This window comes from Microcoleus sp. BM001215392, from assembly GCF_036700185.1.
Lineage (GTDB): Bacteria > Cyanobacteriota > Cyanobacteriia > Cyanobacteriales > Microcoleaceae > Microcoleus.
Genome location: NZ_JAUBOJ010000063.1, coordinates 1 through 23,647, shown reverse-complemented (window position 1 = coordinate 23,647; position 23,647 = coordinate 1). Strand labels below are relative to the sequence as shown.

The following is a 23,647-nucleotide window of genomic DNA, read 5'->3' as shown; positions in this document are numbered from 1 at the left end:
CAACCCCCCCTTGGTAAGGGGGGGAGAAAGACAAGCAGAAAGACAAGCAGAAAGACAAGCAGAAAATTTAAAACCTGGCTGGGGACTTCTGGCGGTGCCGATCGCCGAAACTGAACTCCAATCGATCGCAGCCACAGATTGCGCCGCTTTAATTGCTGCTGGTGACAGCAAAACGATCGCCCTTGTAGAAGGATGGATACAGCATTTGGGATCGGGGGCGATCCCGCAGGAAAAAGTTGCCCTAGAAACTGTGGTTTTAGCAGCCTCGCAGCAGATATCGCTGTTTCGAGGTCAACTGCTGCGATCGCCACCGGGAACAGTTGTTTGGGTGCAGGTGCGATCGGGCAATGCCAGTGTCGGAGAATTGCGGTTAAATTCCGCTTCCCCAGCGTTTCCCCTGGCTGGGAATATGCTGCTGGCCGCAAGAGAGCAAGTTGAGGTGCAAATCTTCTCAACAGCAGAAGTGGAAAATACTTCCGGGCTGCCCGCGAGTTTAGCCTTGCTACACGAGTATTTCTGCTGCTACTTGGACTTGCTGGTTTCTCAGCAAAATGCAGAGGAATTCCGCCGCTTTCAGCAGCGCGAACAACTCAACCGCCAAGTAGCCGAGACAGCTTTGGGAGAGTTAACCGAGGTGCTGCATCCCCGGAAAACTGCCTTGTCTGAGGAAGGTACGCCCCTGCTAATCGCTGCTGGGGCTGTGGGTAAAGCACAAGGTATAACAGTCAATCCCCCGGCGGGTTCCGAAGACTTCAGCCGAGTTAAAGATCCGATGGAGGCGATCGCGCGATCGTCCCAATTTCGCACCCGCCGCGTGCTGCTGGCTGGGGATTGGTGGCGGCAAAACTGCGGCCCGCTCTTGGCTTATACAAAGTCCGACAATCGACCCGTAGCTTTGCTGCCCGGCAAGGATTCTCGTTATACTTTGTTCGAGCCGATCGATCGCACTCGCAAGCGGGTAACGAAAGCAATCGCCCAAGAGTTGTCGCCAGAAACTCTGATGTTTTACCGACCCCTACCGCTATTAGTTCGCAACGCTGCGGAACTGTTTCGGTTCGGGACGAAGGGCTACGAAAAAGACATGATTGTTGCTTTCGGGCTGGGGATATTGGGAACATTGTTGGGGATGGTGACGCCGCAAGCTACCTCGATTTTGGTCAATGATGCGATTCCCGACAGCGATCGTGTTTTACTGTGGCAGTTAGGGCTGGTGTTGTTAGTTGCCGCGATCGGACGGGCTGTATTTAGCATCGCTCAAACCATTCTAACATTGCGGATCGAAAATGCGGCCAGCGGCACTCTCCAGCCGGCAGTTTGGGATCGAATGTTGAGATTAAAACCGGCATTTTTTCGCAGCTATTCTTCTGGGGATTTGCTGACTCGCTTATTAGCAGTAAATCAAATTCGCGCCCAACTCAGCGGCGCGACGCAGCGGACACTTTTGAGCGCGATATTTTCCCTGCTGAATTTGGGGCTGATGTTTGTTTACAGCCTGCCCCTGGCTTTAGTCGGAATTAATTTAACTTTGATCGCTGTTATCGTAACAGTAACATCGAGCTTGCTCTTAATCCCAAAACAGCGGAAAATGGAAACAGGAGAAGGCGACATTAACGGGCTGACAGTAGAACTGATTAACGGAGTATCGAAGCTGCGGGTAGCGGCCGCTGAAGGGCGAGCATTTGCAGCTTGGGCGAAAAAATACAGCCAGCAAATCAAACTAAAAACAGGAATTAAACGAATTGACGACAGCGTTTCAGTATTTAACGAAGCGCTGCCGTTAGTCAGTTCTATCCTGATGTTTTGGTTTGCAATTCAATTTATGCAAACCCCTCAAACAGGAGGCGGCGGACTGAATATGGGGACGTTTCTCGCTTTTAATTCCGCCTTTGGAACCTTTATTTCCGGCATCACAGATTTGAGCAATACCGTAACTGATATTTTAGGAATTGTACCGCTGTGGGAGCGCGCCAAACCGATCGTCCAGGGCATCCCGGAATCTGACCCGACAAAAGCCGATCCGGGGCGCTTGCAAGGTCAAATTACGATCGATCGCGCGACTTTCCGCTACCGTGAAGACGGCCCCCCAATTTTAGATGATGTCAGCATCAGCATTCAACCGGGGGAATTTGTGGCGATCGTCGGCCCGTCTGGTAGCGGCAAATCAACATTATTTCGGCTGTTATTGGGATTTGAAATAGCACAAAGCGGCACTGTTTATTACGACAATCAAGATTTAGCAGGCCTCGACGTTCAAGCAGTACGGCGGCAGTTAGGAGTAGTGCTGCAAAACGGCCGCATTACCGCAGGTTCAATGTTTGATAATATCACCTGCGGCGCGATGGTAACGCAGGAAGAAGCTTGGGAAGCCGCGCAAATGGCCGGTTTAGCCGCCGATATCGAACAAATGCCGATGGGAATGCACACAGTTGTCAGCGAAGGCGGCACGAATCTGTCGGGAGGACAGCGGCAGAGATTGTTAATTGCGCGCGCGATGGTTGTCAAACCAAAGGTTATCCTGATGGATGAAGCTACCAGTGCTTTGGACAACCGCACGCAGGCGATCGTTACTGACAGTTTAGACAAGTTAAATGTTACCCGAATTGTCATCGCCCACCGCCTGAGTACGATTCGCAATGCCGATCGCATTTATGTAATTGAAGCAGGCCGTTTAGTAGAAGTCGGTTCCTTTGAAGAATTGGTAAAACAGGGAGGATTATTTGCTAGATTAGTGGCGCGGCAGTTAGAGTAGGAATTAAAGGTAAAACCATTTTGAAGAACGGGCCGGAGAGCCCGTTCATAAAAGCCTGATTAAAAATGGTGTAACATCTCATTTATAGCGGTTCTCAAAAAAGTGAGGTATGCTCACGGAGGCCACGGAGGCATATGCCCAATGCCCAATGCCCAATGCCCAATCCCCAGTCGTACCTCATCTTTCTGAGAAAGGCTATACATCCGTTACATCCGTTACATAATCCGCTGCCGAACTGCTTATTCTTTTGTCAGCAAATCGGGCAACCACAACAAAATTAGCAATAGCAAGCAGGCGATAACTAAGCCAACGCTAAATATTGTAGCATTATCCATATCCGGGGCTTGCTGCATCAGGTATAGCCGCTGTATTGCATCCATAATAAATTACAGGTATTTTGTAGGAACTTAGGCTTGGCTTTTCGTCCTGTCAACTTAAGATTCATGCCACAGTCCGACAGAGGTTTAAACCCCTGTCGAGAAAGCGAAAGTCCTCTCAAAGAAAACTGAATAATATGAGATTCGGTCGCTCGACCGCAATAAGATTCGATCGAGCGTGCGGACAACAGTCCGCAAAATGCTGCGTACTGTTGTCCGCACTACAAACCATTTTAGATCGCCCTCGAATCCACCGGATCTGATATAACTTATTAGTCCTCTTTGAGAGGACTTATGCTATGAGGCAGGGGTTTAAACCCCTGCCGGACTGCCGGACTGCGGGTCTAACGTTTTTAACTTGCGTTAGGAACCCAAAAATTCAAACACATTCATAGGGATTGTCAAGCGCGGTTTTTTGACTGGTTCGCTGATTGTAATAACAGGCATCCCAGCAGCCCGAGCGCGATCGGCCATATCGGAACAGCCGCCCGCGATCGCATCTAATTCCAATTCGTTCAATTCTTCATCGATTGAGTTGTCTCGCTCGGATGGGGACGGTAATTCTTGAAGAAATCTGTCATTAGTTTTCATCGCTGTTTTCTCCTTTAATTTGTATTAGGAAAACAAGTCAAAAATCTTGGTAGGGATTGTCAGACGAAATTTGGGCCTTTCGCCGCTGACTGTGATAGTAGCCATACCGCCCGCGATCGCCTCTAATTCCAATTCGTTCAATTCAGTATCGGCTGGGTTGGCAGGCACAACCAAGTGCTTGACGGTGGGAGTATCTTCGTAAACTCGGATCTCCAGAGAATCAGGCAGTTGAGTGTCCGCTTCAGATTGGAAGCCTCGCACCGATGCTAGCCCCATCAATAGCTCCTTTTGTGGCTTCCTCAATGGGGTCTTTTCCTGTGAAAATAGCGCCTATAAATCCTAATACACCACCTAGCACTCCTCCTGCACCAGCTCCGAGAGCTCCAGCGCCTGCAACAGCCTCCAATTCACTGTCAGACAACTCACCTGAAGTATCTGACTGATTCTGATGCTGGGCAGTCATCGACTCCAGCCACTCAGAAACCTCTGTTGAGGAAAAACTGTAGTTCTTTTCTTTACCCAGAACTACCGCTTTATCCACTAGGCTTTCCCGATCCGTTACCGATTGGAATTGTAGCTGGAGTTCGGGATCTTGCGAGACTTCTTGAAAAAACTGATTGACGCCTTCAAATTCAAAAGACATGAGATTTGCTCCTGATTTAATTGTTAAGGAAGCTAGCCCTTATTTTTTTTAGCTAAGCTATGGCGCTCTTTGCTAAGTAAATTTAGTTTATGAAACTTTCCGGCTAAAGTCGCTAGCTCAAAGTAGAGTTTTGAAGCTATAAAAAAAGCCTGTTTTAACCAACTTTTAGTTGTGGAAATTACCTGAACTTTTGGCTAGGTATCGCCGATCGCAGAAAACTATATACTCGAAGCTGTGAAGTTAAATATACGGAACTGACGCATCAAGCCAAAGAAACCGGGTTTTTTACCAAATCTGCGCGCTGTAAACAAGTATTCTCGCAAAAAACCCGGTTTCTGACCACCCGTGCGTAAGTCGCAATCTAAAATCGACTCACCTCTTGTGTGAGGAGCATATTTATGCTATGTTCGACGCCACAGTTGACAGCGGTATGAATATGCTCACTCTTCCCGGCGTTGAAGTCACAGAGCTCATCTACGAAAGCGCAAACTCCCTGGTTTACCGAGCACTCCGACAACCCGACGATCGACCCGTAATCCTCAAAATCCTTAAAGAAAATTATCCCACACCCCAAGAACTCGCCCGCTACCGCACAGAGTATAAAATTACGCAATCTTTGAACCTGACGGGGTGTATCAAAGCCTACGATTTGCAGCAATATCAAAACACGCTGGTGATGTTTGTTGAGGATTTTGGCGGCGAATCCTTGAAAATTTGGATGCAGCAACAAAAATTTACAGTTGAAGAAGTGTTACGAATTGCGATCGCCACCGCCGACAGTTTAGGACAAATTCACGCAGCCAACATCATCCACAAAGACATCAACCCTTCAAATATTGTATTCAATCAAACTACCAACCAGTTAAAAATCATCGATTTTGGCATTTCCACGCAGTTAACGCGGGAGAATTACACCATTAAAAATCCCAACATTTTAGAGGGAACTCTGGCTTATATGTCGCCGGAACAAACCGGCAGAATGAACCGCAGTTTAGATTACCGAACGGATTTTTATTCCCTGGGCGCTACCTTTTACGAACTGCTAACGCATCAACTGCCTTTTGGAACTAATGATGTGCTGGAATTAGTACACAGTCATCTCGCCAAACAGCCGATATCTCCATCCCAGATAAATCCAGAAATTCCCCAAATTATTTCGGATATTGTGATGAAGTTGATGGGTAAAAATGCTGAAGAGCGCTATCAAAGTGCTTTGGGAATTAAAGCCGATTTAGAATCGTGCTTGCATCTATTACAAGACAATCAAATAATATCAATTTTTCCGCTGGGATGTCAAGATATTTCCGCTCGCTTTCAAATCCCGCAAAAACTTTACGGCAGAGAGCGAGAAATTGACAGTTTGCTCGCAGCTTTTGCCGGAGTAGGCGGGCAAAAGCAAGATGCCTGTGCTACAAGTTCAATGATGCTGATTTCGGGATATTCCGGCATCGGAAAATCAGCTTTGGTGCAAGAATTATACAAACCGATTACTCAACAGCGCGGTTATTTTATCTCCGGTAAATTTGACCAATATCAGCGCAACATTCCCTACAGTGCCATTGTCAGCGCTTTTCAGGATTTAGCCAAACAACTGTTGACAGAAAGCGAAGCTAATCTCAAAGCATGGCGGGAAAAACTATTAGAAGTATTGGCAATTAACGGTCAAGTCATTATTGACGTAATTCCCGAAATTGAATTAATTATCGGCAAGCAACCTGCGCCGCCAGAATTGGGTGCGGCTGAAGCGGAAAATCGCTTTAATTTTGTGTTTCAAAACTTCATTAAAGTCTTTACCAAACCCGAACATCCACTGACAATATTTATCGACGATTTGCAGTGGGCTGACGGGGCGTCTCTGAAATTGATGCAACTGCTGATGAGCGCTTCGCCAGCGGGACTGTTTTTAATTGGGGCTTATCGGGATAACGAAGTTGCTGCGGCTCATCCGTTAATGTTGACGATTGCAGAGATTGTCAAAACAGGGGCAAAGGTCGATCGCATTTTTCTGTCACCTTTGGATTTAGCCTCTGTTACTCAACTGATTTCCGATGCCCTGAATTGCCCGGAAGCAAGAGTCAAATCTCTTGCCGAGTTAGTCTTTTTCAAAACGGGCGGGAATCCTTTCTTTATGAATGAATTTCTCCGATCGCTTGATACGGAAGGGCTGTTACAATTTAACTTTACCGCTTGCCGATGGGAATGGGATTTAGAGGAAATTCAAGGGCGGGGATTCACTGATAATGTTGTCGAGTTGATGGCGAGCAAAATTCAACAACTGTCAGATAATACGCAGGAAACTTTAAAAATAGCAGCCTGCATTGGCAATCAATTCGAGCTGAAAACGCTAGCGTCAATTCGCGAAAAATCCCTGGGAGAAACGGCGGATGATTTGCGCGCAGCCGTTGCAGAAAATTTAGTTTTGTTATTGGGGAATATGGGAGATGTGGAATTAGAAATTTTAGGTAAATTACCCAGCAGCAAATCGCTAGAATACAAATTTGTCCACGACAGAATTCAGCAAGCTGCTTATTCGCTAATTGCCGAAGAAAATAAGCCGATTGTCCACAGACAAATTGGGCAAATGCTGCTGCAAAATACTCCGCTAGACAAGCGAGAAGAAAAAATATTTGATATTGTTAATCAACTCAATTTCGGCTGCGAGCTAATTTCCCATCAAACAGAAAAAGATGAACTGGCTCAGTTAAATCTGATTGCTGGCAAAAAAGCCAAGGCATCAGCAGCTTATCAGCCAGCTTTCAACTACCTGCAAACAGGCATAAATTTGCTGGGAGAAAACTGTTGGCAGGCGCAATACAACCTCAGCTTGCAATTGCATCAAGAAGCCGCAGAGCTAGCTTACATTTTGGGCGACTTTGATAGGATGGAAAGTTTAGCTGCCCTCGTGCTGAAAAATGCTAAAATCGCGGTCGATGGAGCAAAAATTTACGATCTTAAAATTCAAACAGCGCTGTCTCAAAGCAACTTTCAAGAAGGCATAAAAATCGGTTTGTATTTTCTAGACTTATTGGGAATCAATTTACCAGACAACCCAGACATGAGGGATGTTGAAAAAGGATTTGAAGAAACAAAATCTCTTTTAGCTGGCTGGGAAATAGAGGACTTGCTTGACTTGCCCGAGATGACACAACCCGAACCTCTAGCCGCTTTATTGATTTTATCAAGACTAATGGGGACTACCTATATAGCTAATCCCAACTTAATGATATTAATGGTTTTAGCTAATGTCAATTTATCAATAAAATATGGAAATTCTATTTTGTCTGCTTTTGCTTATGCGACCTACGGCGTTGTATTGTGTGGCATTGTTTTAGATATTGAGTTGGGTTATCAGTTTTCCCAATTGGCATTAAAGTTAGTAGAACGCTTGAATGCTAGGGAAGTCAAAGCTAAAGTTTTAGATGCTATTGCCCATCACATTCTCCATTGGAAAAAGCATTTAAAAGAAACTAGATCGATGTTATTAGAAGCTTATCATAGTGCGGTTGATACAGGAGACGTGGAATTTATTGGCTATGTTTTATTTGAGCGACCTTTGAATTCTTATGCAATGGGCTTTGAACTGGCAAAACTACAAGAAAAAATCGTAAATTACAGTGAAATCATTAGCAAATTTAGACAAACAAGTGGCTTGAATTACCTCTCTATGCTGTTGGAGGTGGTTCATAATTTACAAGCTAAGTCAAACAATACTATTCAGTTAATAGGAGATGCTTATAATGAAGATGAATCAATTCCTACCTATCTATTAAATAATGACAAACACGGGTTGTTCTTGCTTTATTTGAACAAAGTGATTTTATGCTTTTTATTTGAAGATAATGGTCTGGCTGCGAATAATACAGACCTGGCAAAACAGTATATAAGTGGGGAGACAGGAATAGTTGCTGTTCCGATGTTTTATTTTTATGATTCTTTAGTTTATTTAAGATTGTTGAGCGAGAGAACAACGATTGATGATAAAAATAATAGGATTGAGCGAGTTACTTTCAACCAAGAAAAGATGTGTAAATGGGCACATCACGCTCCCATGAATTACTTGCATAAATTTTATTTAGTTGAAGCTGAAAAAGCACGAGTTTTAGGACAATTTCTCGAAGCAATGGATGATTACGATCGCGCAATTCAACTCGCCAAAGAACACGAGTATATCCATGAAGCCGCCCTCGCTTACGAACTCGCAGCCAAATTCTACTTATCCAGGGGGAAAGAATTAACAGCTAAAGCTTATATGCAGGAAGCTCGTTACTGCTATCAACTTTGGGGTGCAGTAGCTAAAGTGCAAGATTTGGAAACGCGATACCCACAATTATTTGCGATCGATCGACCCACAAATAAAGTTATTTCAACTACTATATCAACTACCGGCCGCCGTTATAGTTCTTCTTTGGATATCGATACAGTCATGAAAGCTTCCGAGGCAATTTCCGGCGAAATTGTACTGGATGATTTGCTGTCCAAACTGATGAAAATTCTCATTGAAAATGTGGGCGCGCAAACAGGTTATTTGATTTTAGAAGAGCAAGGTAAGTTACTGGTGAAAGCGGAAGGTGCAGTCAAGGACGGCATCAAAGTATTGCCATCTATTCCGATCGCAAATTGCCCGGAAATTTGCGCGGCTGTTATCAATTATGTCGCTCGCACTCAAGAAAATTTAGTCCTCAACGATGCTACCCGCGAAGGACAATTTACCAACGAACCTTACATCAAAACACGCCAGCCCAAGTCTATTTTGTGCGCGGCTTTGATGAATCAAGGTCAACTGAGTGCGATCGTCTATCTCGAAAATAACCTCACCGCCCAAGCTTTTACTCCCGATCGCCTGGAAGTGTTACAATTGCTATCGGGACAAGCCGCGATCGCCCTTACCAATGCTAAACTCTTCTCCGAAGTAAAAGAACGCGAAAGCCGTTTGACTCAATTTATCAATGCAATGCCGATCGGGGTGACAGTGATTGACAGCACCGGACAAATTTCCTACGCAAATCCCACAGCTTCCCAACTCAGCGGCATCAATTATATACCGGAATTAAATGCCGATCGATTTGCAGAAGTTGGTCAAGTTTATCTAGCAGGAACTAACGAATTATATCCCACCGCCCAAATGCCGATCGTCCGTTCTTTGGCGGGTGAAACTGTCAAAGTAGACGATCTGGAACTGCACCGACATGATAAGATTGTTTCCTTGGAAGTTTCCAGCACGCCGATTGTGGATGAAACGGGTAAAATTAATTATGCGATCGCCACTTTTGCCGATATCACCGATCGCAAACAAGCCGAAAAGCTGCTAGCCGATTACAACCGCACCTTAGAACAGCAAGTGAGCGATCGCACTCTCGAACTCCAGCGCGAAATCATCGAGAGAAAACGCGCCGAAGATGCCGCACAAGCCGCCAATCGAGCTAAAAGCACATTCCTCGCCAATATGAGTCACGAATTGCGAACTCCCCTGAATGCAATTCTCGGCTTTTCCCAATTGATGAATCGCAGTTCTAATTTATTCCCGGAACAGCAAGAAAATTTAGGTATTATTTCCCGCAGCGGCGAACATTTGCTCGCACTGATCGATCAAGTATTAGATTTGTCCAAAATTGAAGCGGGACGAGCGACAATTAACCCGACAAATTTTGACCTGCACCGACTGCTGAACGACATCAAATATATGTTTCAATTTCAAGCTGAAAGCAAGGGATTGCAGTTATTAATTGAGCGGATGCCCGAGGTGCCCCAATACGTACAAACCGATGAGATTAAATTGCGCCAAGTTTTGATTAACCTGCTTGCTAACGCGGTTAAATTCACCTCGGCTGGCAGCATTTATGTCAGAATTAAAAGCGCCACGCAACCCGGAACGATTCATTTTGAAATTGAAGACACGGGTGCCGGAATAGATGCGGATGAGTTAAAAAATTTGTTTGAAGCTTTCGTGCAAACCAAAACAGGTCAACAATCGCAACAAGGAACTGGATTGGGTTTAAGTATTGCCCGCTCTTTCGTGCAGTTGATGGGAGGAGAAATGAGCGTAAATTCGGCGGCGGGACGCGGTACAATTTTCAAGTTTGATATTAAAGTTAATGCTTTTGAAACTGCCGATTTAAAACGCGAACAACCAACTCGCCGAGTAATTGCGATCGCCCCGAATCAACCGCAATATCGGATTTTAATTGCAGACGATGCTGGGGATAGCCGGCAACTTTTAGTTAAAATGCTGGGGTCGATCGGCTTTGAAAGTTACGAAGCCACTAACGGGATTGAAGCAATAGAAAGTTGGCAGAAAAACTCGCCGCATTTAATCTTTATGGATATGCGAATGCCCGTGATGGACGGGTACGAAGCCACCAAACAAATTAAAGCCAGAGAAAGGGAAGACAAACTATCATCTGGCTCCCCCCGAGCGAATGAGGGCGGCGCATCATCCGGCTCCCCCCGAGCGAATGAGGGCGGCGCATCATCCGGCTCCCCCCTTAAGAAGGGGGGCGGCGCATCATCCGGCTCCCCCCTTCTTAAGGGGGGCGGGGGGGGGATCGAATTTCGATCGACCCCAATTATTGCCATAACAGCTAGCAGCTTTGAGGAAGAAAAAGTCGCTGTTCTTTCTATCGGCTGCGATGATTTTATCCGCAAACCTTTTACAGAGGCAAACATCTTTGATGCGCTGCACAAACATATCGGAGTGCAATTTGTTTTTGAAGAAATCAATGATGCCTATAATTTGACAGAAACTGAGAACAATGTATTGACAAAACAGGCTGTTTGTGAATTGCCTTGCGAATTAGTAGCTGACCTCCAGCAAGCAATTAGCAATCTCGATTTGGAAACGATCCAAACAGTCACGGGTAAAATTAGCGAAATAAATCGACCTTTAGCAAGCGCGATCGCAAGTTGCGTGCAAAAATTCCAATACGAACAGTTGCTAGAGTTAATAACTTCTGTGAGGGATGGATCGTGAACGCCCAAGAAACTATTTTAATTATCGACGATAGCCCGGAAAACTTGCATTTGTTAAGAGGAATCCTATCGGCTGCTGGTTATAAAGTCCATCTCGCTCCCAGCGGCAAATTAGCTCTCAAGTTTATCGAATCCAACTTACCAGATTTAATATTACTAGATATCATGATGCCTCAAATGGACGGCTATCAAATTTGCGAGCAACTAAAAGCTTGTGAAAAAACTCAAGAAATCCCGATAATTTTTATCAGTGCTTTGCACGATGTATTTGATAAAGTCAAAGCGTTCTCTCTTGGCAGTGCCGACTACATCACAAAACCTTTTCAACAGCAAGAAGTTTTGGCTCGTATCGAAAATCAATTGCGAATTGTCAGGCTTTCTAAACAACTTGTAGAGCAAAGTATTCTGGAAGAGAGGAACCGCATGGCGCGAGAAATTCACGATAGTTTAGCCCAAGCTTTTACCGGAATTATCGTGCATTTGGGAGCAGCAGAAAGGGCGATCGCCACAAATCCCGCTCAGGCGCAGATACACCTGAAAACCGTGGGGGAATTGGCGCGAAATGGACTTGCTGAAGCGAGGCGATCTGTGCAAGGGCTGCGCCCGCAATTGTTAGAAGATGGCGATTTGTATAGTGCTCTCGATCGCCTTTCTATACAAATGTCCTCACACACGCAGACGCGGATTGTTTGTGAAGTCATTGGCCCAGCTTATTCGCTACCAATAGAGGTAGAAAATAACCTGTTACGCGTCGGCCAAGAAGCTTTAACTAATGCGGTTAAATATGCGAAAGCAAGTGCGATCGAAATAGAATTAGTTTATGAAACCGATCGGTTTATGTTGCGAGTCAAAGACAACGGACAAGGATTTGACATGGAAAGTAATTTTTTTGATAGCGGATTTGGTTTTTTGGGAATGAGAGAAAGGTGCGATCGTATTAATGCACAGCTAATTGTAAACAGCCAGTTAGGAGAGGGAACAGAAGTTAGAGTTACAATTAATCGGGAGTCCGATCGTGTAGGCGTTAATCGATCGCAATTATTGTCGGGGCGGGTTTTACCAACAATATTTGGCTAAAATTGATAATCTAGTAAACCCGCTCCCACCCAACGGTAAACAGCCAGTTAGGAGAGGGAACAGAAGTTACAGTTACAATTAATCGGGAGTCCGATCGTGTAGGCGTTAATCGATCGCAATTATTGTCGGGGCGGGTTTTACCAACAATATTTGGCTAAAATTGATAATCTAGTAAACCCGCTCCCACCCAACGGTAAACAGCCAGTTAGGAGAGGGAACAGAAGTTAGAGTTACAATTAATCGGGAGCCCGACAGTCCGACAGTCCGGCAGTCCGGCAGTCCGGCAGTCCGGCAGTCCGGCAGTCCGGCAGGGGTTCAAACCCCTGCCTCATAGCGAAAGTCGGTTAAAACCGACTGTAAAATACAATTCTTGAAAGCAGGATACTTGTCAAACAAGGTAACTAAAAATGCTTTCGATTTCAGTCCTCTTTTAGAGGACTTTTGCTATGATACAGGGAATTGATTCCCTGTCGGTCTGTCGGACTCACAAATGATATCTGTATGATATCTGTACATCATTCGATCGAGTTGACCCTACGAAAGTTAGTGCCGCGTTCCTACAAACATAAAATCTGCTGTATCTACAAAGCTTTAGACTTTTCTTGATACCATGTTTTAGCCACATTCATCACGGCTTTGTTAACCTCTTTCCAAGAAAGTTGAGCGGCTTCCAATTCGGCAACACTTTCTTTTTGCACGTCAGCCACAAACCACTGCAAAAAATTTCCGATTTTTGCCATTTCAAATCGATCGCACCCAACTGCTGTCACGGCTTGTTCTAATCGGGCGGGCGTTACAAACAGATTCACAAAATCGTCAATACTTTGAGCGACTTCCGGATCGATTTGCACGGGTTGTTTGGTTTTGACAGCTTGGTGTTTTTCGCCTTTGGCTTTGAACAACAATTCAGCATAGGACAGCCTTTCTGCAAGTTCGCCGCTTTCGGGAAACATTACCAAGCCTTCCCCAATTCCTTCGATGCCGAAAGTTTCTTTCACCCAAGGATCGACTTTTTCTACAGTATCAACCGCTTGATTGAGGATGGCAACAGCCGATTCTAGTTGAGTGCGATCGCCAAAATCCAAAACAATCGGTTCTCCATAAAAAGGCAAGACAAAAATATCGGGATGCTTTGGCAAAAAATCGCCGATTTTGTCCGGGTGGGTTTCCAGTTTTGCAACTTTGCCATCTATGCCCCCGAATTGAATTGCAAACACTGCAAAGATTTTGCGATCGATCTCAGATACAGCCGTCCGTTTCTGAATGCCTTTACCGCACCATTCCCCAAAAATAGTTGCGTGTTCGGAACTCGCCAAATTAGCAAAATAATCGATGTTTTGATTCACCCAATTAGCAAAACCGAGATTGTCATTTTCGGGGGAAATTATTTGCGATCGACTTTGGACAGCAACTTTACCATCAGTAAAGATTTGAATGCCACCATTAGTACCGTCGAGTTTAATTTTAGCTCGATAAGTTATCTTCGGAGTTTCCCCAACCAATTCTAAACTGCGACGAAGATTGTACAGCAGTTCGATGCTCGGCCATGTTTGCATTACAGGCATGGGAAACTCCTTGATTTGTCAGTTGATTTGCAAGGGAAATCTAGAAGGTTTGTAGTGAGGGATTTATCCCTCAAATTTAGAGGACTGAAGTCCTTACTACGAACCAATTCAAATAGCGCGATCGCACTTTTTGGCGTGCGAGTTATCAGAGCATAGCGTTTTCTGAGTTACTAGAGGGACTCCGCCGATGAGTTATTACACACTCTTTAAAGGATGGCTACTTTTAAGCAAACCTGCCGGGTTCATTGCACTCCTCGTTCGCAAACGCGCGCCGTTTTTGACAGCGTTACCTTTCCTCTCGTACTAAAGTATGTAGGCTCCAAAGATTGGGACACGCAAAAGGGCGATCGCGTTTAATATAAGACTTACACGCCGAGGTCTAGAAACCGGGTTTTTCACGAAAATCTTTCGTTATAACCAACAGATTAGGTGAAAAACCCGGTTTCTTTGGTGCGAGTGCATAAGTCACTGTACAAATAATTAATCATTCAATGGAATCAACCTCCTTAAATTAAATCAAAAACAACGAGAGAGGTAGGACTCGAACCCACAACATCCGCGTCCGTTAGCGAAGCGTGCGCGGTAGCGCATAGCGCGGCGCTCTATCCATTGAGCTACACTCCCATAAATTGGTAGTCCTGACAGGGCTTGAACCTGTGACATCCTCTTTGTAAGAGAGGCGCTCTCCCGACTGAGCTACAGGACTGGAAATTTTAGATTTTAGATTTTAGATTTTAGATTAAATAAAACCTAAAACATCTGGCAATTTGAGATTTTAGATTAAAGAAAACCTCGTTTTTACCAAAGCGGATGATGGGAATCCAACCCATGCGCTGAGAATGGCACGCTCAGATGCTAGCTTTTACATCACACCCGCAAACAAATTTGATATTTCTGCTTACACGCAACTATCAACTCTCAACTATCGACTGTCAACTGTTTAATTTGCCAAGCGGATAACGAGGCTCGAACTCGTGCCTAGAGTTTGGAAGACTCGAATGCTACCGTTACACCATATCCGCAATTAGTTTAGCGATTTTATCTCTTTAATTTCAATATCCAGCCCTATAAAATTGTCAAGTAAGTTTGTGTTGGACTGATGGGTAAAATTACTAACCGCTGATTTTTCAAATCTAATTCAATTCCCAGCGCTTCCAGAGGAATCACGCCTAATAAAGGATTCATACCTCCCGGCAATTCCAAACACTCAAATGTGCCTTCGCGTCCGACCAAAGAAATTTTAGCATCCTGAAAAATTCTGGCTTTACCAATGCCATTTGCCGTCTCTACATCCACTTCTTTGAGCAGCGACAAACCAAGTTGCACAATAATCTGCGGTGGCAAGCAAAGGGTTGTTGCCCCTGTATCAACTAGCACATTATCCAAAGTTACGGAACGTACTTCTTCGGAAGGGATAATCCCGCGTTCTGCATTGGCCTGATCGATCCGGTTAGTCACGGTGAGTGTGGTAATAATTTTTCCCATTGAGGTGTTGTCAGTTGCTAGCATAGTTTAACCTTGAACTACTCTACCTCAATTATGGCAAGTTTTTGGGAAAATGAGTGCGATCGCCATTAGTAATTTGCTAAACTAGGGAGCGGAGATAAAACACATGAAACTGATACTTACAGCACCCAATCCCGAACTCTTCGCCGCCTTCCAAGAGCATTTTTTCTACCTACCCAATGTCGAAATTACCCACAAACGTTTCGAGGATTTAACCGAGTATGACTGTTTGGTTAGTCCCGCCAATTCATTTGGCATGATGGATGGCGGTATCGATGCAGCCATTGTTGATTTTTTCGGTCATTCTCTGATGGTTGGGGTTCAGCAGCATATCTTGGAAGACTATTTAGGCGAACAACCCGTTGGCACGTCATTTATCGTCGAAACTCACCATCCCAAACATCCTTTTCTCGCTCATACTCCCACCATGCGCGTACCGATGTCTGTCGTAGGAACAGATATTCCGTATGTGGCAATGTGGGCAATGCTCTTAACAATTCGGCGCTACAACAGACACGCAGAACGTAAAATTGAGAGTGTCGTTTGTCCGGGATTGGGAACGGGGATAGGCCGAGTTCCTTATCGCGAAGCCGCGCGGCAAATGGCTCTGGCTTACGATTATTTTGTGTATCCCACGCCCTATGTTAACTGTTTTGTTGCAGCAGAAAGACAACTGCAAATTTGGGAAGGTGGCGATCGCAATTCTGCCTAAAGAGCGATCGTATTTTCCCAAGCAAGTGGCGAGATTTGAACTCGCAAGAAAGCTTTACAAGAGCCTCATGTTGCCAATTACATCACACCTGCAATTTTGGTGGCGGGGACAGGAGTTGAACCTGCTATGAAGAGGCTTATGAGACCTCCAAGCCTACCCAGGCTACTTCACCCGCGATATCACCAAATACCCCTGGCTGGCCTCGAACCAGCAACCTCCTCGTTCTAAGCGAGGCACCTCTTCCAATTGGGCTACAGGGGCAAAATCGATCGCACTTTTGGGTTCTGATACCCAATACCCCTAGTTGGATTTGCACCAACAAAACTCTTGCACTCAACAAGAGATGTCTACTAATTGCATCATAGAGGTAAAGTCGGGATAGCAGGATTTGAACCTGCAACCTTCGGCTCCCAAAGCCGCCGCGCTACCAAGTTGCGCCACATCCCGTTCATGCTCCAGGTGAGACTCGAACTCACAATCAAAATAGAACAGATTTTAAGTCTGCCGCGTCTGCCAATTCCGCCACAAGAGCAAGTATAAACTTAGTGAAAAATTTGGTACTCCTGACTGGATTTGAACCAGTAACACACAAGGTTTGAGCTTGCAGCCTCTGCCAGTTGGGCTACAGGAGCATAATTAATCTGCTTTGGTAATAGCAGAACTGGGACGGCAGGGATCGAACCTGCATTTTGCCGCTTTCAAAGAGCGGTGCCATACCAATTAGGCGACATCCCAATAACATTTACTCAACTTACTAAATATTTAGATATTTAATATTTTTTATTTCTGCTCCAATATCCTCTTGGCGGTTTCTGAACCCCATAAGTTTTACACCATTTTTCTATTGCTTTGCCACTTACACCAAATTCTTTTGCTAAGGAAGTGGTTGGTTTTTCCCAGATCATTTTTTCTAGCTCTTCTTTAGAGGGACGTTCAACTTTTCTGGCTTTCATATGAGGAACTCTCTTGTTTTGGTGAGCTATGTAATTATTTGGTTCTGTAACTCTGCGTTTACTTCCATAAGTTTCAGTTTGTCTGTGACAGTTAGGGCAAAGAAATCTGAGATTCTCTGGTCTATTATCTTTCCAATTCCCATTGATATGATCTATGTCTAAAACTAACTTATTTCCTAACCACTCATTTTGAACCAAACATTTATTGTTTTCGCATTTATACTCTCTCCCCATTTCCATTAAGGCTCTTCTCAGTAGGAATGCTTGTGTTCTTCGATCGCGAGAACTTAAAACCAAAATTTCTTGCCAAGGCTTTTTGGGGTTAAGCCCTTTCAAACTTTGCTCTGATTGTTTAAAGTGAGAGGTATCAATCCCCAACTCTTTAATCCGCCTAGTTATGTGACCATGACTTCCACCACCTGCCATACCAAGTTGCCTTAAAACCCCACTGATAGATCATGAATTTTTAACAGCTTCTTCCAAGATTTCTTTGGTGTATTTCATTAAAAGTGTAGAACTCAACTAATTATTATTATAAATTGAGATCTGCACTATGCTTTACCAACTTTTTAACCTTGTGTAAAATGGCTGCCTCAGTAGGACTCGAACCTACAACCATCACGTTAACAGCGTGCAGCTCTACCATTGAGCTATAAGGCAACGCAATCCCCCAAGTCAGTATCGAACTGACGCCCTCTTGTTCTTCACACAAGCACTCTACCAACTGAGCTATCGGGGGAAAACGGAGAAGGTGGGATTTGAACCCACGACGGTTTTTAAGCCGCTCTTTCTTAGCAGGAAAGCGCCATAAGCCTCTCGGCCACCTCTCCTCAATGAGCGAGAACGGAGGGATTTGAACCCCCAAATCTTCAGTTGCGCAGACTGAGTTGTTGTCCGATTACAACACATTCTCTCGATCGCAACTGCATATTAAATACACAGGACTTACCCACGGGGGTCAAAAACCCGGTTTCTATCTCAATATCTCTCGTAGAGATGCAAGAATTTTCTCAGAAACCGGGTTTTTTGTGTAAGTCATAATACAGTTGCGAATGGGTCGGGCTGGAATCGAACCAGCAAAGCTTTAAGCTACTGTTTTACAGACAGCTACTCATACCAATATGAGAACCGACCCAGGATATAAAATTTGGTAGGTCGCCGAGGAATTGAACCTCGATCCATCCGCTTAAAAGGCGGCTGCAAAACCATTCTGCCAACGACCCACACAAAGTGCTGACGGGAGTTGAACCCGCAAATCACTTGGGTGAAAACCAAGCGGCTTAAACCATTTGCCTACAGCACTAAAAATTTGGCACAGGAACTGAGATTTGAACTCAGAATGCTGGTTTTGGAGACCAGAGTGTTGCCAGTTACACCATCCCTGCTTGTGGTGGCATCACTTCCGCTGCCACCAGCGGTTCCAGAAGATTACAGTAGCGCTTTCATTCGATCGCGCAATAAAGTTGTCATTGGATTTACATCCTGAAAATACTCTCCAAAGTTATCAGTTAGGTTGAGAGCCAAAAAAGTAAGCTTCTGGAAATTCGCCGATTAAACTTGGGCCTCATCTCGCAGTTGCCAAACCAATTTCTGAGCTTCCCATGCCGCATCAAGCTGTTGCAAAGTAGCATCAACGTCTTGAGAATAGCTGTCAGCAAGGGATTTTTGAACGAACGCAGTCAACTGATCTTCCAAGCTGGCACTATTATTTGATGCCTCGTTGGGGATGAACTTTGAAAGAACGGTAGTTTTTGTATTCATAAGTTCTAACCTCCGTCAATGTCTATTAGGCTTTACTTCCTCTGTTTTGTAGAATGACAGACCTGACAGTGCGTACCCTAAATAATTAAATTTATACTTGAATTTCCTGGAATTTATGTAATTTTTAATTACGATTGGGCACAGAGGTTAGGGCGGGATTTGAACCCGCGAAATTCGGTTTTGCAGACCGATGCTTTGAGCCACTCAGCCACCTAACCTGGGAGTCCCGACGAGGTTTGCACTCGCAATCTTCTGCTTGAGGGGCAGACGGCTTGACTTTTGCCTACGGGACTATTGATTTGAGATTTGAGATTTTAGATTGCTCCTGCAAGTAAAGCTGTTATTTTCAATTTAAGATTTTCAATTTTGATTGAAAATCTCACAATCCAAAATCCACAATCCAAAATCTAAAATTGCTTGATGCCAATTTAATGTGAAGTTGCATATATTTCGATCCCCCTAAATCCCCCTTAAGAAGGGGGACTTTGAGAAGAATCTTGTTCCCCCCTCCCGCCGGGGAACCAGGGCGATCGGATTCGGGAGCAGCCTCATAAAAAATTGCTTGACGGGGCTGACGGGTTTCGATCCCGCTACCTTCGCTGTGACAGAGCGACGCTCTCCCAATTGAGCTACAGCCCCACAAGGTTTGTGTTTGGACGGGGTGGCGGTTGATTCCGCGTACTACAAGCCTAGGGGGTTATGGTTGCCGGAGTCTACACCGCCAAATGTCCAAAATTATGTGACATTGTTAATTTCCTATTCGGTTGTCAAGGTTCGTATTGCTTGTGAGATAAAGCTTTGAAGCTCTTTCTCCTTCGCCATACATTTATACTACATTGTGTAATACAAGACTGTCAAGGGGGTAATACAACTTTTTTTTAAATTAGTTTTTTTTCATGGGGTTCGATCGCCCTTTCGCAACACTCCCACTCTGCCAAACTACGTAAAATCAAGACATTTGGCTGCGAAACTGGTGTTGTAGCCCGTGGTAAATCCGATGCTGAAACTGTACTACAATCCGATCTCTCTGAATTCTCGTCGCGTATGGGTGGCACTTCTGGAGAAACAAATTGCGTTTGAGCCGATCGCACTTAACCTCGACGGCGACCAATTTGCACCGGATTTTCTGGCAATTAACCCGTTTCACCGCATACCGGCGTTGGTGGATGGAGATTTGACTTTGGTGGAGTCCCTGGCAATTCTCGATTATATAGATGCAAAATATCCGACGCCCCCGCTGCTACCGACAGAGGCGAAAGCCTTGGGAATTGTGCGGATGGTGTCGATGCTGACGTTAAATCAACTGTTGCCGGCAATGTTTCCCTTAACCAGGCAAATGCTGGGTGTGCCGGGAGACACTGAGGAAAAGTTGGCACAGTCAAAGCAACAGATATTAACGGTGCTGAGGTTTTGTGAGGGTCTGTTGGCCGATCGGCATACTTTTTTTGCTGGCGAACAGTTTTCTTTGGCGGAAGTGGTGGCTGGGACTGCGGTGCCTTCTGTGGAGATGTTGGGGATATCTTTTGATGAGTATCCGCAGTTGCAGCAGTGGGTTGCGAGGCTGTCAGGGCGCGATAGTTGGCAGCAAACAGAGGTACCAAAGAGCGCAAATTGCGGCGAAAATCCCAATTATTCGGGATTTACTGGCGGCAAGGCTTTAAATAAACATACCGGGCGATAAATATACCGGGCGATAAATATACCGGGCGATAAAATATACCGGGCGATTAGAAATCGCGGCTACACAAACAATGTCCACCTCCGTGGACTTAAGAAACTTCTAACCTCCTAAATATATCGGGTGATTGAAATCGCCCTTAATTTCTTCAACCCACGGAGGCGCGTGAGTGTCTGTGTTGGCGCGCGGACGATCGCCCGGATTCGATCGCCCGCGGACGATCGCCCATTTTCATCGCCCGGATTCGATCGCCCTTCCGATCGCGCTGTCAATCCCCGCTGAGACATATTTATCAAAAATAAGGTTTCTTTTCCCTGAAATTCCCATTATCATTATCGGCAGTGTGGAGTGAAAGGAATCCCAAGTGACCGGAAATCATCTGTTTCAAAGACTGAGAACAAAATGGCGTTTTGTGGCGATCGCCCTGGCCGCCGCTGCGATTAGCTTTATCCTCGGTACGCTGCTCCCAGGAAACCAACAGGGAAGCGACAAACCTGCAACCGCCGCCGTGCAGAACCTCAAGCAATCGTTCACCGTAAATCCCTCAGTAAAAGAGGTTGGCGACGATCGAACAGGCTTTAATCTCGATCGCACAATTGAGGAACTTCTCACCGTATTGGAATCCAAAGAAAAAAACTTGACTTTTGTGCCGCCAGAGCAGTTTCAGGGAAAAACAGTTTTTGAAGGAACAATCAAATATTCTCAGAAAGTTATTGCTTTAACAGTTGATGACGGGCCGTGGCCAGAAACAACGGAACAAATGCTCGATATTTTCAAGCAAAATGATATTAAAGCAACATTTTTTTGGATAGGTAAATCTCTCGAAACTTCTCCTGATATTGCTCGTCGAGTTGTGGCCGAAGGTCACGCGATCGGCAATCATACGTGGCATCACCCGTACGATCCGATGGATGCGGCGACGGCGGCTAGTGAAATCGATCGCACGGCAAAACTTATTTACGAAACGACGGGAGTTAAGACTACTTATTTCCGCCCGCCGGGAGGAGTTTTGACTAATGGTTTGGCAAAGTATGCTAAGGAACAGAATTATTCTGTGGTGATGTGGTCGGTAACTTCTGCCGATACCGATCCGCGCGCTCAACCGTCCGCTTTTGTTGAGAATGTGTTGAAAGGTGCGAAGCCGGGGGCGATTGTGTTGATGCACGACGGCGGGGGCGATCGATCTCGTACTATCAAGGCTTTACCGGAGATGATTGCTGGTTTGAAAAAAGAGGGATATCGGTTTGTGACGATTCCTGAGTTGCTGGAAATGCAAGGGCAATCAGCAGCGTAAATTGTGCGGGCGGGCGATCGGCTTTTTTTGAAGCGGAACAAAAGGGCGATCGCTTTTTTATTAAATTAAATTAAATTATCTATGTTGAATCGTATTTTTGATCGGGATAAGGGGTAAAAGAGCAGTAGATAAATTTCAATCTAAACAGATTAACAATCAAAGTTATAGATCCTGAATAATTGCTCATAACTTACGCAGCTCAAGAGTAGGAATTAATTCAATCAACACAGAGGCGAAGCGTTTGCATCTCAATGAATGCAAATATATTCGTAGGGGCGAAGCATTTCGGTAGTCAATCTCTGATTCTCACTAATAAATTGTTTGCCGAAATGCTTCGCCCTTGCACTCATAGAGATGCACCCGGCGAATCGCTCATGGGTGAATAAAGTACGATGGATAGTGTAAACATAAAAGACCTTTACTAGGATAGTTATGAGCACAGAAGAATTGCTCCTACGCTATGGCGATGGCGAGAGAGATTTCTCCGGAATTAGCTTAGTCGATGCCAATCTAGCAAACACGGACTTGAGTGGCATCGAACTCAGTGGCGCTGATTTGAGAGGTGCTAATTTGAGAGAAACCAATCTCAGCGGAGTCAATCTAGCTTCTTCTAACCTGAGCACTGCTAATCTCAGTCGCGCTAACTTAAGTAATGCTTGCTTAGAAGAAGCTGACCTCAGTGATGCGGACTTACGAGAGGTTGACTTGGAAGGTGCTAATCTGGGTCGCGCTAATTTGTGGGGAGCTGATTTGAGTGATGTCCAGTTGATTGATGCTAATTGTACTTCGGCAAATTTTAGCATGACATTCTTGGTTGACGCGAATATTGAAGGTGCTAACTTTCAGGGAGCGCAGATAGATACCGCCATTTTCCAAATGGAAAAGATGCTGTTTACAGATATCATCAATCGTTATGCGACTGGGGAGAGAAATTTCAGCGGCTTGATGGTAAAGAGCTCCAATTGCAGCCAGGAACGCAAGTCTTGGGATCTCGGGCAATTAAAAGGATTGGATTTGAGCGGTATTATTTTGCGTAATAGTAACATCCTACCGATCTCAGGCTACATGGGTGGAATGATTTTGCGGGGAGCTGACTTGACTAGGGTTGATTGGGATAAAAGCAATTTTGAAGGAGCAGATTTGAGCAATGCTATTTTGCGCGAAACCCGTTTCTTCCAATCAGTTTTTGACCATGCCAATTTGAGCGGAGCTGACTTGACGGGAGCTGGGTTCGCTGAGGGGAGTTTTTTCTGTGCTGATTTCAGTAAAGCCAAATTTAATAAGGCAGGAATAGACAGTCTCGGCTTTATCTGCAATAATTTGACGGAGGCAACCTTCAAGGGAGCTAGGTTGCACAGTGTTCATTTTGATGAAGCCAAGTTGACCAGAACTGACTTCCGTGAAGCCGATTTCGGGGTGAAAGATGATATATTCGGGGTCGAATTTCGAGATTGCCATTTTGAGGAAACGCTAATGCCCGATGGCAGCGTGCGAAACAATAGCTAAAGTAAATAAATAGACTTATCCTCAAACGTGAGTTAGACGGTGAATCCGACGGTAATTGCGATTTCAACAAAGTCTATTTTAGCCAGAATCTGAGCTATTGTGGAAGAACCTTCGGCACTTTCTTGAGCCTTTCCTTGGGTGCATCTTATTTTTTTAAATATATTCGTAGGGGCGAAGCACCTGACGGCAGTAAATCTCTGGTACTCACTAATAAATTGTCTGCCGTCAGGTGCTTCGCCCTTGCCAAATAGAGATGCACCCCTTTCCTT

General features: G+C 44.9%; 17 protein-coding genes and 20 tRNA genes. 7 read left to right on the top strand and 30 right to left on the bottom strand.

The genetic code is table 11. The annotated features are described in order from the left end of the window. On the top strand, nucleotides 1–2,749 hold a 2,749-nt coding region (locus QT974_RS10135; RefSeq protein WP_333468358.1), incomplete at its 5' end, for an NHLP bacteriocin export ABC transporter permease/ATPase subunit. A 239-nt stretch (nucleotides 2,750–2,988) separates the two neighbouring features. Here QT974_RS10135 and QT974_RS10130 read toward each other — a convergent pair. The 4 genes from QT974_RS10130 to QT974_RS10115 all read right to left on the bottom strand — a co-directional run bounded on the left by QT974_RS10130 (nucleotide 2,989) and on the right by QT974_RS10115 (nucleotide 4,360). Beyond that, a complete protein-coding gene (locus QT974_RS10130; protein ID WP_333468357.1) occupies nucleotides 2,989–3,129 on the bottom strand; it encodes a hypothetical protein in 141 nt (46 codons plus the stop codon). A 360-nt stretch (nucleotides 3,130–3,489) separates the two neighbouring features. Continuing rightward, entirely contained in the window at nucleotides 3,490–3,717 is a 228-nt protein-coding gene (locus tag QT974_RS10125; RefSeq protein WP_333468356.1) for a hypothetical protein, read from the bottom strand. A gap of 24 nt (nucleotides 3,718–3,741) precedes the next feature. Next, complete coding sequence (locus QT974_RS10120) at nucleotides 3,742–3,993, bottom strand: hypothetical protein (RefSeq protein WP_333468355.1); 252 nt, start codon at nucleotides 3,991–3,993, stop codon at nucleotides 3,742–3,744. Beyond that, entirely contained in the window at nucleotides 3,959–4,360 is a 402-nt protein-coding gene (locus tag QT974_RS10115; RefSeq protein WP_333468354.1) for a Nif11-like leader peptide family natural product precursor, read from the bottom strand. Before QT974_RS10115 ends, QT974_RS10120 begins: the two co-directional genes overlap by 35 nt. 403 nt (nucleotides 4,361–4,763) lie before the next feature. On the opposite strand from QT974_RS10115, the gene QT974_RS10110 reads away from it, so the two are divergent. Together QT974_RS10110 and QT974_RS10105 are read left to right on the top strand one after the other, a co-directional pair. Further along, nucleotides 4,764–11,327, top strand: a complete 6,564-nt coding sequence (locus QT974_RS10110) for an AAA family ATPase (RefSeq protein ID WP_333468353.1) — start codon at nucleotides 4,764–4,766, stop codon at nucleotides 11,325–11,327. Next, nucleotides 11,324–12,403: an ATP-binding response regulator gene (locus QT974_RS10105; protein WP_333468352.1), complete on the top strand. Its 1,080-nt coding sequence runs from the start codon at nucleotides 11,324–11,326 to the stop codon at nucleotides 12,401–12,403. Before QT974_RS10110 ends, QT974_RS10105 begins: the two co-directional genes overlap by 4 nt. 581 nt (nucleotides 12,404–12,984) lie before the next feature. Here QT974_RS10105 and QT974_RS10100 read toward each other — a convergent pair. The 5 genes from QT974_RS10100 to QT974_RS10080 all read right to left on the bottom strand — a co-directional run bounded on the left by QT974_RS10100 (nucleotide 12,985) and on the right by QT974_RS10080 (nucleotide 15,477). Continuing rightward, complete coding sequence (locus QT974_RS10100) at nucleotides 12,985–13,968, bottom strand: RNA ligase family protein (RefSeq protein WP_333468351.1); 984 nt, start codon at nucleotides 13,966–13,968, stop codon at nucleotides 12,985–12,987. A 526-nt stretch (nucleotides 13,969–14,494) separates the two neighbouring features. Further along, nucleotides 14,495–14,592, bottom strand: a tRNA-OTHER gene (locus QT974_RS10095). 6 nt (nucleotides 14,593–14,598) lie between these two features. After that, nucleotides 14,599–14,674, bottom strand: a tRNA-Val gene (locus QT974_RS10090). A gap of 245 nt (nucleotides 14,675–14,919) precedes the next feature. After that, nucleotides 14,920–14,990: transfer RNA gene (locus QT974_RS10085), tRNA-Gly, on the bottom strand. A 43-nt stretch (nucleotides 14,991–15,033) separates the two neighbouring features. Beyond that, entirely contained in the window at nucleotides 15,034–15,477 is a 444-nt protein-coding gene (locus tag QT974_RS10080; RefSeq protein ID WP_333468350.1) for a retroviral-like aspartic protease family protein, read from the bottom strand. Between the two features lie 103 nt (nucleotides 15,478–15,580). Between QT974_RS10080 and QT974_RS10075 the strand changes: the two genes are divergently transcribed. After that, nucleotides 15,581–16,186, top strand: a complete 606-nt coding sequence (locus QT974_RS10075; protein ID WP_333468349.1) for a macro domain-containing protein — start codon at nucleotides 15,581–15,583, stop codon at nucleotides 16,184–16,186. Nucleotides 16,187–16,206: 20 nt separating this feature from the next. Here QT974_RS10075 and QT974_RS10070 read toward each other — a convergent pair. The 19 genes from QT974_RS10070 to QT974_RS09980 all read right to left on the bottom strand — a co-directional run bounded on the left by QT974_RS10070 (nucleotide 16,207) and on the right by QT974_RS09980 (nucleotide 19,539). Beyond that, nucleotides 16,207–16,278, bottom strand: a tRNA-Thr gene (locus QT974_RS10070). A 95-nt stretch (nucleotides 16,279–16,373) separates the two neighbouring features. Beyond that, nucleotides 16,374–16,447: transfer RNA gene (locus QT974_RS10065), tRNA-Leu, on the bottom strand. A gap of 112 nt (nucleotides 16,448–16,559) precedes the next feature. Next, nucleotides 16,560–16,633: transfer RNA gene (locus tag QT974_RS10060), tRNA-Pro, on the bottom strand. Nucleotides 16,634–16,637: 4 nt separating this feature from the next. Further along, a tRNA-Leu gene (locus tag QT974_RS10055) sits at nucleotides 16,638–16,718 on the bottom strand. Between the two features lie 23 nt (nucleotides 16,719–16,741). Then, a tRNA-Leu gene (locus tag QT974_RS10050) sits at nucleotides 16,742–16,818 on the bottom strand. A gap of 29 nt (nucleotides 16,819–16,847) precedes the next feature. Beyond that, nucleotides 16,848–16,921, bottom strand: a tRNA-Gln gene (locus QT974_RS10045). A 35-nt stretch (nucleotides 16,922–16,956) separates the two neighbouring features. After that, the gene (locus QT974_RS10040; protein ID WP_333468348.1) at nucleotides 16,957–17,565 is read right to left on the bottom strand and encodes an HNH endonuclease signature motif containing protein; all 609 of its coding nucleotides are present in this window, start codon (nucleotides 17,563–17,565) and stop codon (nucleotides 16,957–16,959) included. A 159-nt stretch (nucleotides 17,566–17,724) separates the two neighbouring features. Further along, nucleotides 17,725–17,799, bottom strand: a tRNA-Asn gene (locus QT974_RS10035). A gap of 6 nt (nucleotides 17,800–17,805) precedes the next feature. Next, nucleotides 17,806–17,878, bottom strand: a tRNA-Phe gene (locus QT974_RS10030). Nucleotides 17,879–17,882: 4 nt separating this feature from the next. Further along, nucleotides 17,883–17,969: transfer RNA gene (locus QT974_RS10025), tRNA-Ser, on the bottom strand. Nucleotides 17,970–17,977: 8 nt separating this feature from the next. Continuing rightward, a tRNA-Arg gene (locus tag QT974_RS10020) sits at nucleotides 17,978–18,052 on the bottom strand. 140 nt (nucleotides 18,053–18,192) lie between these two features. Next, nucleotides 18,193–18,274: transfer RNA gene (locus QT974_RS10015), tRNA-Tyr, on the bottom strand. 13 nt (nucleotides 18,275–18,287) lie between these two features. Beyond that, nucleotides 18,288–18,362 (bottom strand) — tRNA-Lys (locus QT974_RS10010). 5 nt (nucleotides 18,363–18,367) lie between these two features. Further along, nucleotides 18,368–18,442, bottom strand: a tRNA-Glu gene (locus QT974_RS10005). A 7-nt stretch (nucleotides 18,443–18,449) separates the two neighbouring features. Further along, nucleotides 18,450–18,524, bottom strand: a tRNA-Trp gene (locus QT974_RS10000). A gap of 166 nt (nucleotides 18,525–18,690) precedes the next feature. Next, on the bottom strand, nucleotides 18,691–18,900 hold the full coding sequence (locus QT974_RS09995; protein WP_333468347.1) for a hypothetical protein: 210 nt from the start codon (nucleotides 18,898–18,900) through the stop codon (nucleotides 18,691–18,693). A 144-nt stretch (nucleotides 18,901–19,044) separates the two neighbouring features. Further along, nucleotides 19,045–19,118 (bottom strand) — tRNA-Cys (locus QT974_RS09990). Next, a tRNA-Glu gene (locus tag QT974_RS09985) sits at nucleotides 19,119–19,193 on the bottom strand. 273 nt (nucleotides 19,194–19,466) lie between these two features. After that, nucleotides 19,467–19,539: transfer RNA gene (locus tag QT974_RS09980), tRNA-Asp, on the bottom strand. Between the two features lie 358 nt (nucleotides 19,540–19,897). Here QT974_RS09980 and QT974_RS09975 point away from each other — a divergent pair. Further along, a complete protein-coding gene (locus QT974_RS09975; RefSeq protein WP_333468346.1) occupies nucleotides 19,898–20,581 on the top strand; it encodes a glutathione S-transferase family protein in 684 nt (227 codons plus the stop codon). Between the two features lie 107 nt (nucleotides 20,582–20,688). On the opposite strand, the gene QT974_RS09970 is transcribed toward QT974_RS09975, so the two are convergent. Next, nucleotides 20,689–20,865 (bottom strand): hypothetical protein, encoded by a 177-nt coding sequence (locus QT974_RS09970; RefSeq protein ID WP_333468345.1) that lies wholly within the window; start codon nucleotides 20,863–20,865, stop codon nucleotides 20,689–20,691. 77 nt (nucleotides 20,866–20,942) lie between these two features. Here QT974_RS09970 and QT974_RS09965 point away from each other — a divergent pair, with 77 nt between their 5' ends. Both QT974_RS09965 and QT974_RS09960 read left to right on the top strand, forming a co-directional pair. Then, complete coding sequence (locus QT974_RS09965) at nucleotides 20,943–21,872, top strand: polysaccharide deacetylase family protein (RefSeq protein ID WP_333468344.1); 930 nt, start codon at nucleotides 20,943–20,945, stop codon at nucleotides 21,870–21,872. Nucleotides 21,873–22,304: 432 nt separating this feature from the next. Further along, entirely contained in the window at nucleotides 22,305–23,378 is a 1,074-nt protein-coding gene (locus tag QT974_RS09960) for a pentapeptide repeat-containing protein (RefSeq protein ID WP_333468343.1), read from the top strand. Between the two features lie 32 nt (nucleotides 23,379–23,410). Here the strand turns inward: QT974_RS09960 and QT974_RS09955 are convergent. Then, a partial coding sequence (locus QT974_RS09955; protein ID WP_333468342.1) for a hypothetical protein occupies nucleotides 23,411–23,647 on the bottom strand: 237 nt, incomplete at its 5' end.

Coding starts and splice junctions, on each gene's coding strand:
- QT974_RS10100 (WP_333468351.1), bottom strand. CDS start 13,968: ATGCCTGTAATGCAAACATGGCCGAGCATCGAACTGCTGTACAATCTT.
- QT974_RS10125 (WP_333468356.1), bottom strand. CDS start 3,717: ATGAAAACTAATGACAGATTTCTTCAAGAATTACCGTCCCCATCCGAG.
- QT974_RS10040 (WP_333468348.1), bottom strand. CDS start 17,565: ATGGCAGGTGGTGGAAGTCATGGTCACATAACTAGGCGGATTAAAGAG.
- QT974_RS09975 (WP_333468346.1), top strand. CDS start 19,898: ATGCTGAAACTGTACTACAATCCGATCTCTCTGAATTCTCGTCGCGTA.
- QT974_RS10120 (WP_333468355.1), bottom strand. CDS start 3,993: ATGGGGCTAGCATCGGTGCGAGGCTTCCAATCTGAAGCGGACACTCAA.
- QT974_RS09970 (WP_333468345.1), bottom strand. CDS start 20,865: ATGTCTCAGCGGGGATTGACAGCGCGATCGGAAGGGCGATCGAATCCG.
- QT974_RS10130 (WP_333468357.1), bottom strand. CDS start 3,129: ATGGATGCAATACAGCGGCTATACCTGATGCAGCAAGCCCCGGATATG.
- QT974_RS10080 (WP_333468350.1), bottom strand. CDS start 15,477: ATGCTAGCAACTGACAACACCTCAATGGGAAAAATTATTACCACACTC.
- QT974_RS10115 (WP_333468354.1), bottom strand. CDS start 4,360: ATGTCTTTTGAATTTGAAGGCGTCAATCAGTTTTTTCAAGAAGTCTCG.
- QT974_RS10075 (WP_333468349.1), top strand. CDS start 15,581: ATGAAACTGATACTTACAGCACCCAATCCCGAACTCTTCGCCGCCTTC.
- QT974_RS09995 (WP_333468347.1), bottom strand. CDS start 18,900: ATGAATACAAAAACTACCGTTCTTTCAAAGTTCATCCCCAACGAGGCA.
- QT974_RS10110 (WP_333468353.1), top strand. CDS start 4,764: ATGTTCGACGCCACAGTTGACAGCGGTATGAATATGCTCACTCTTCCC.
- QT974_RS09960 (WP_333468343.1), top strand. CDS start 22,305: ATGAGCACAGAAGAATTGCTCCTACGCTATGGCGATGGCGAGAGAGAT.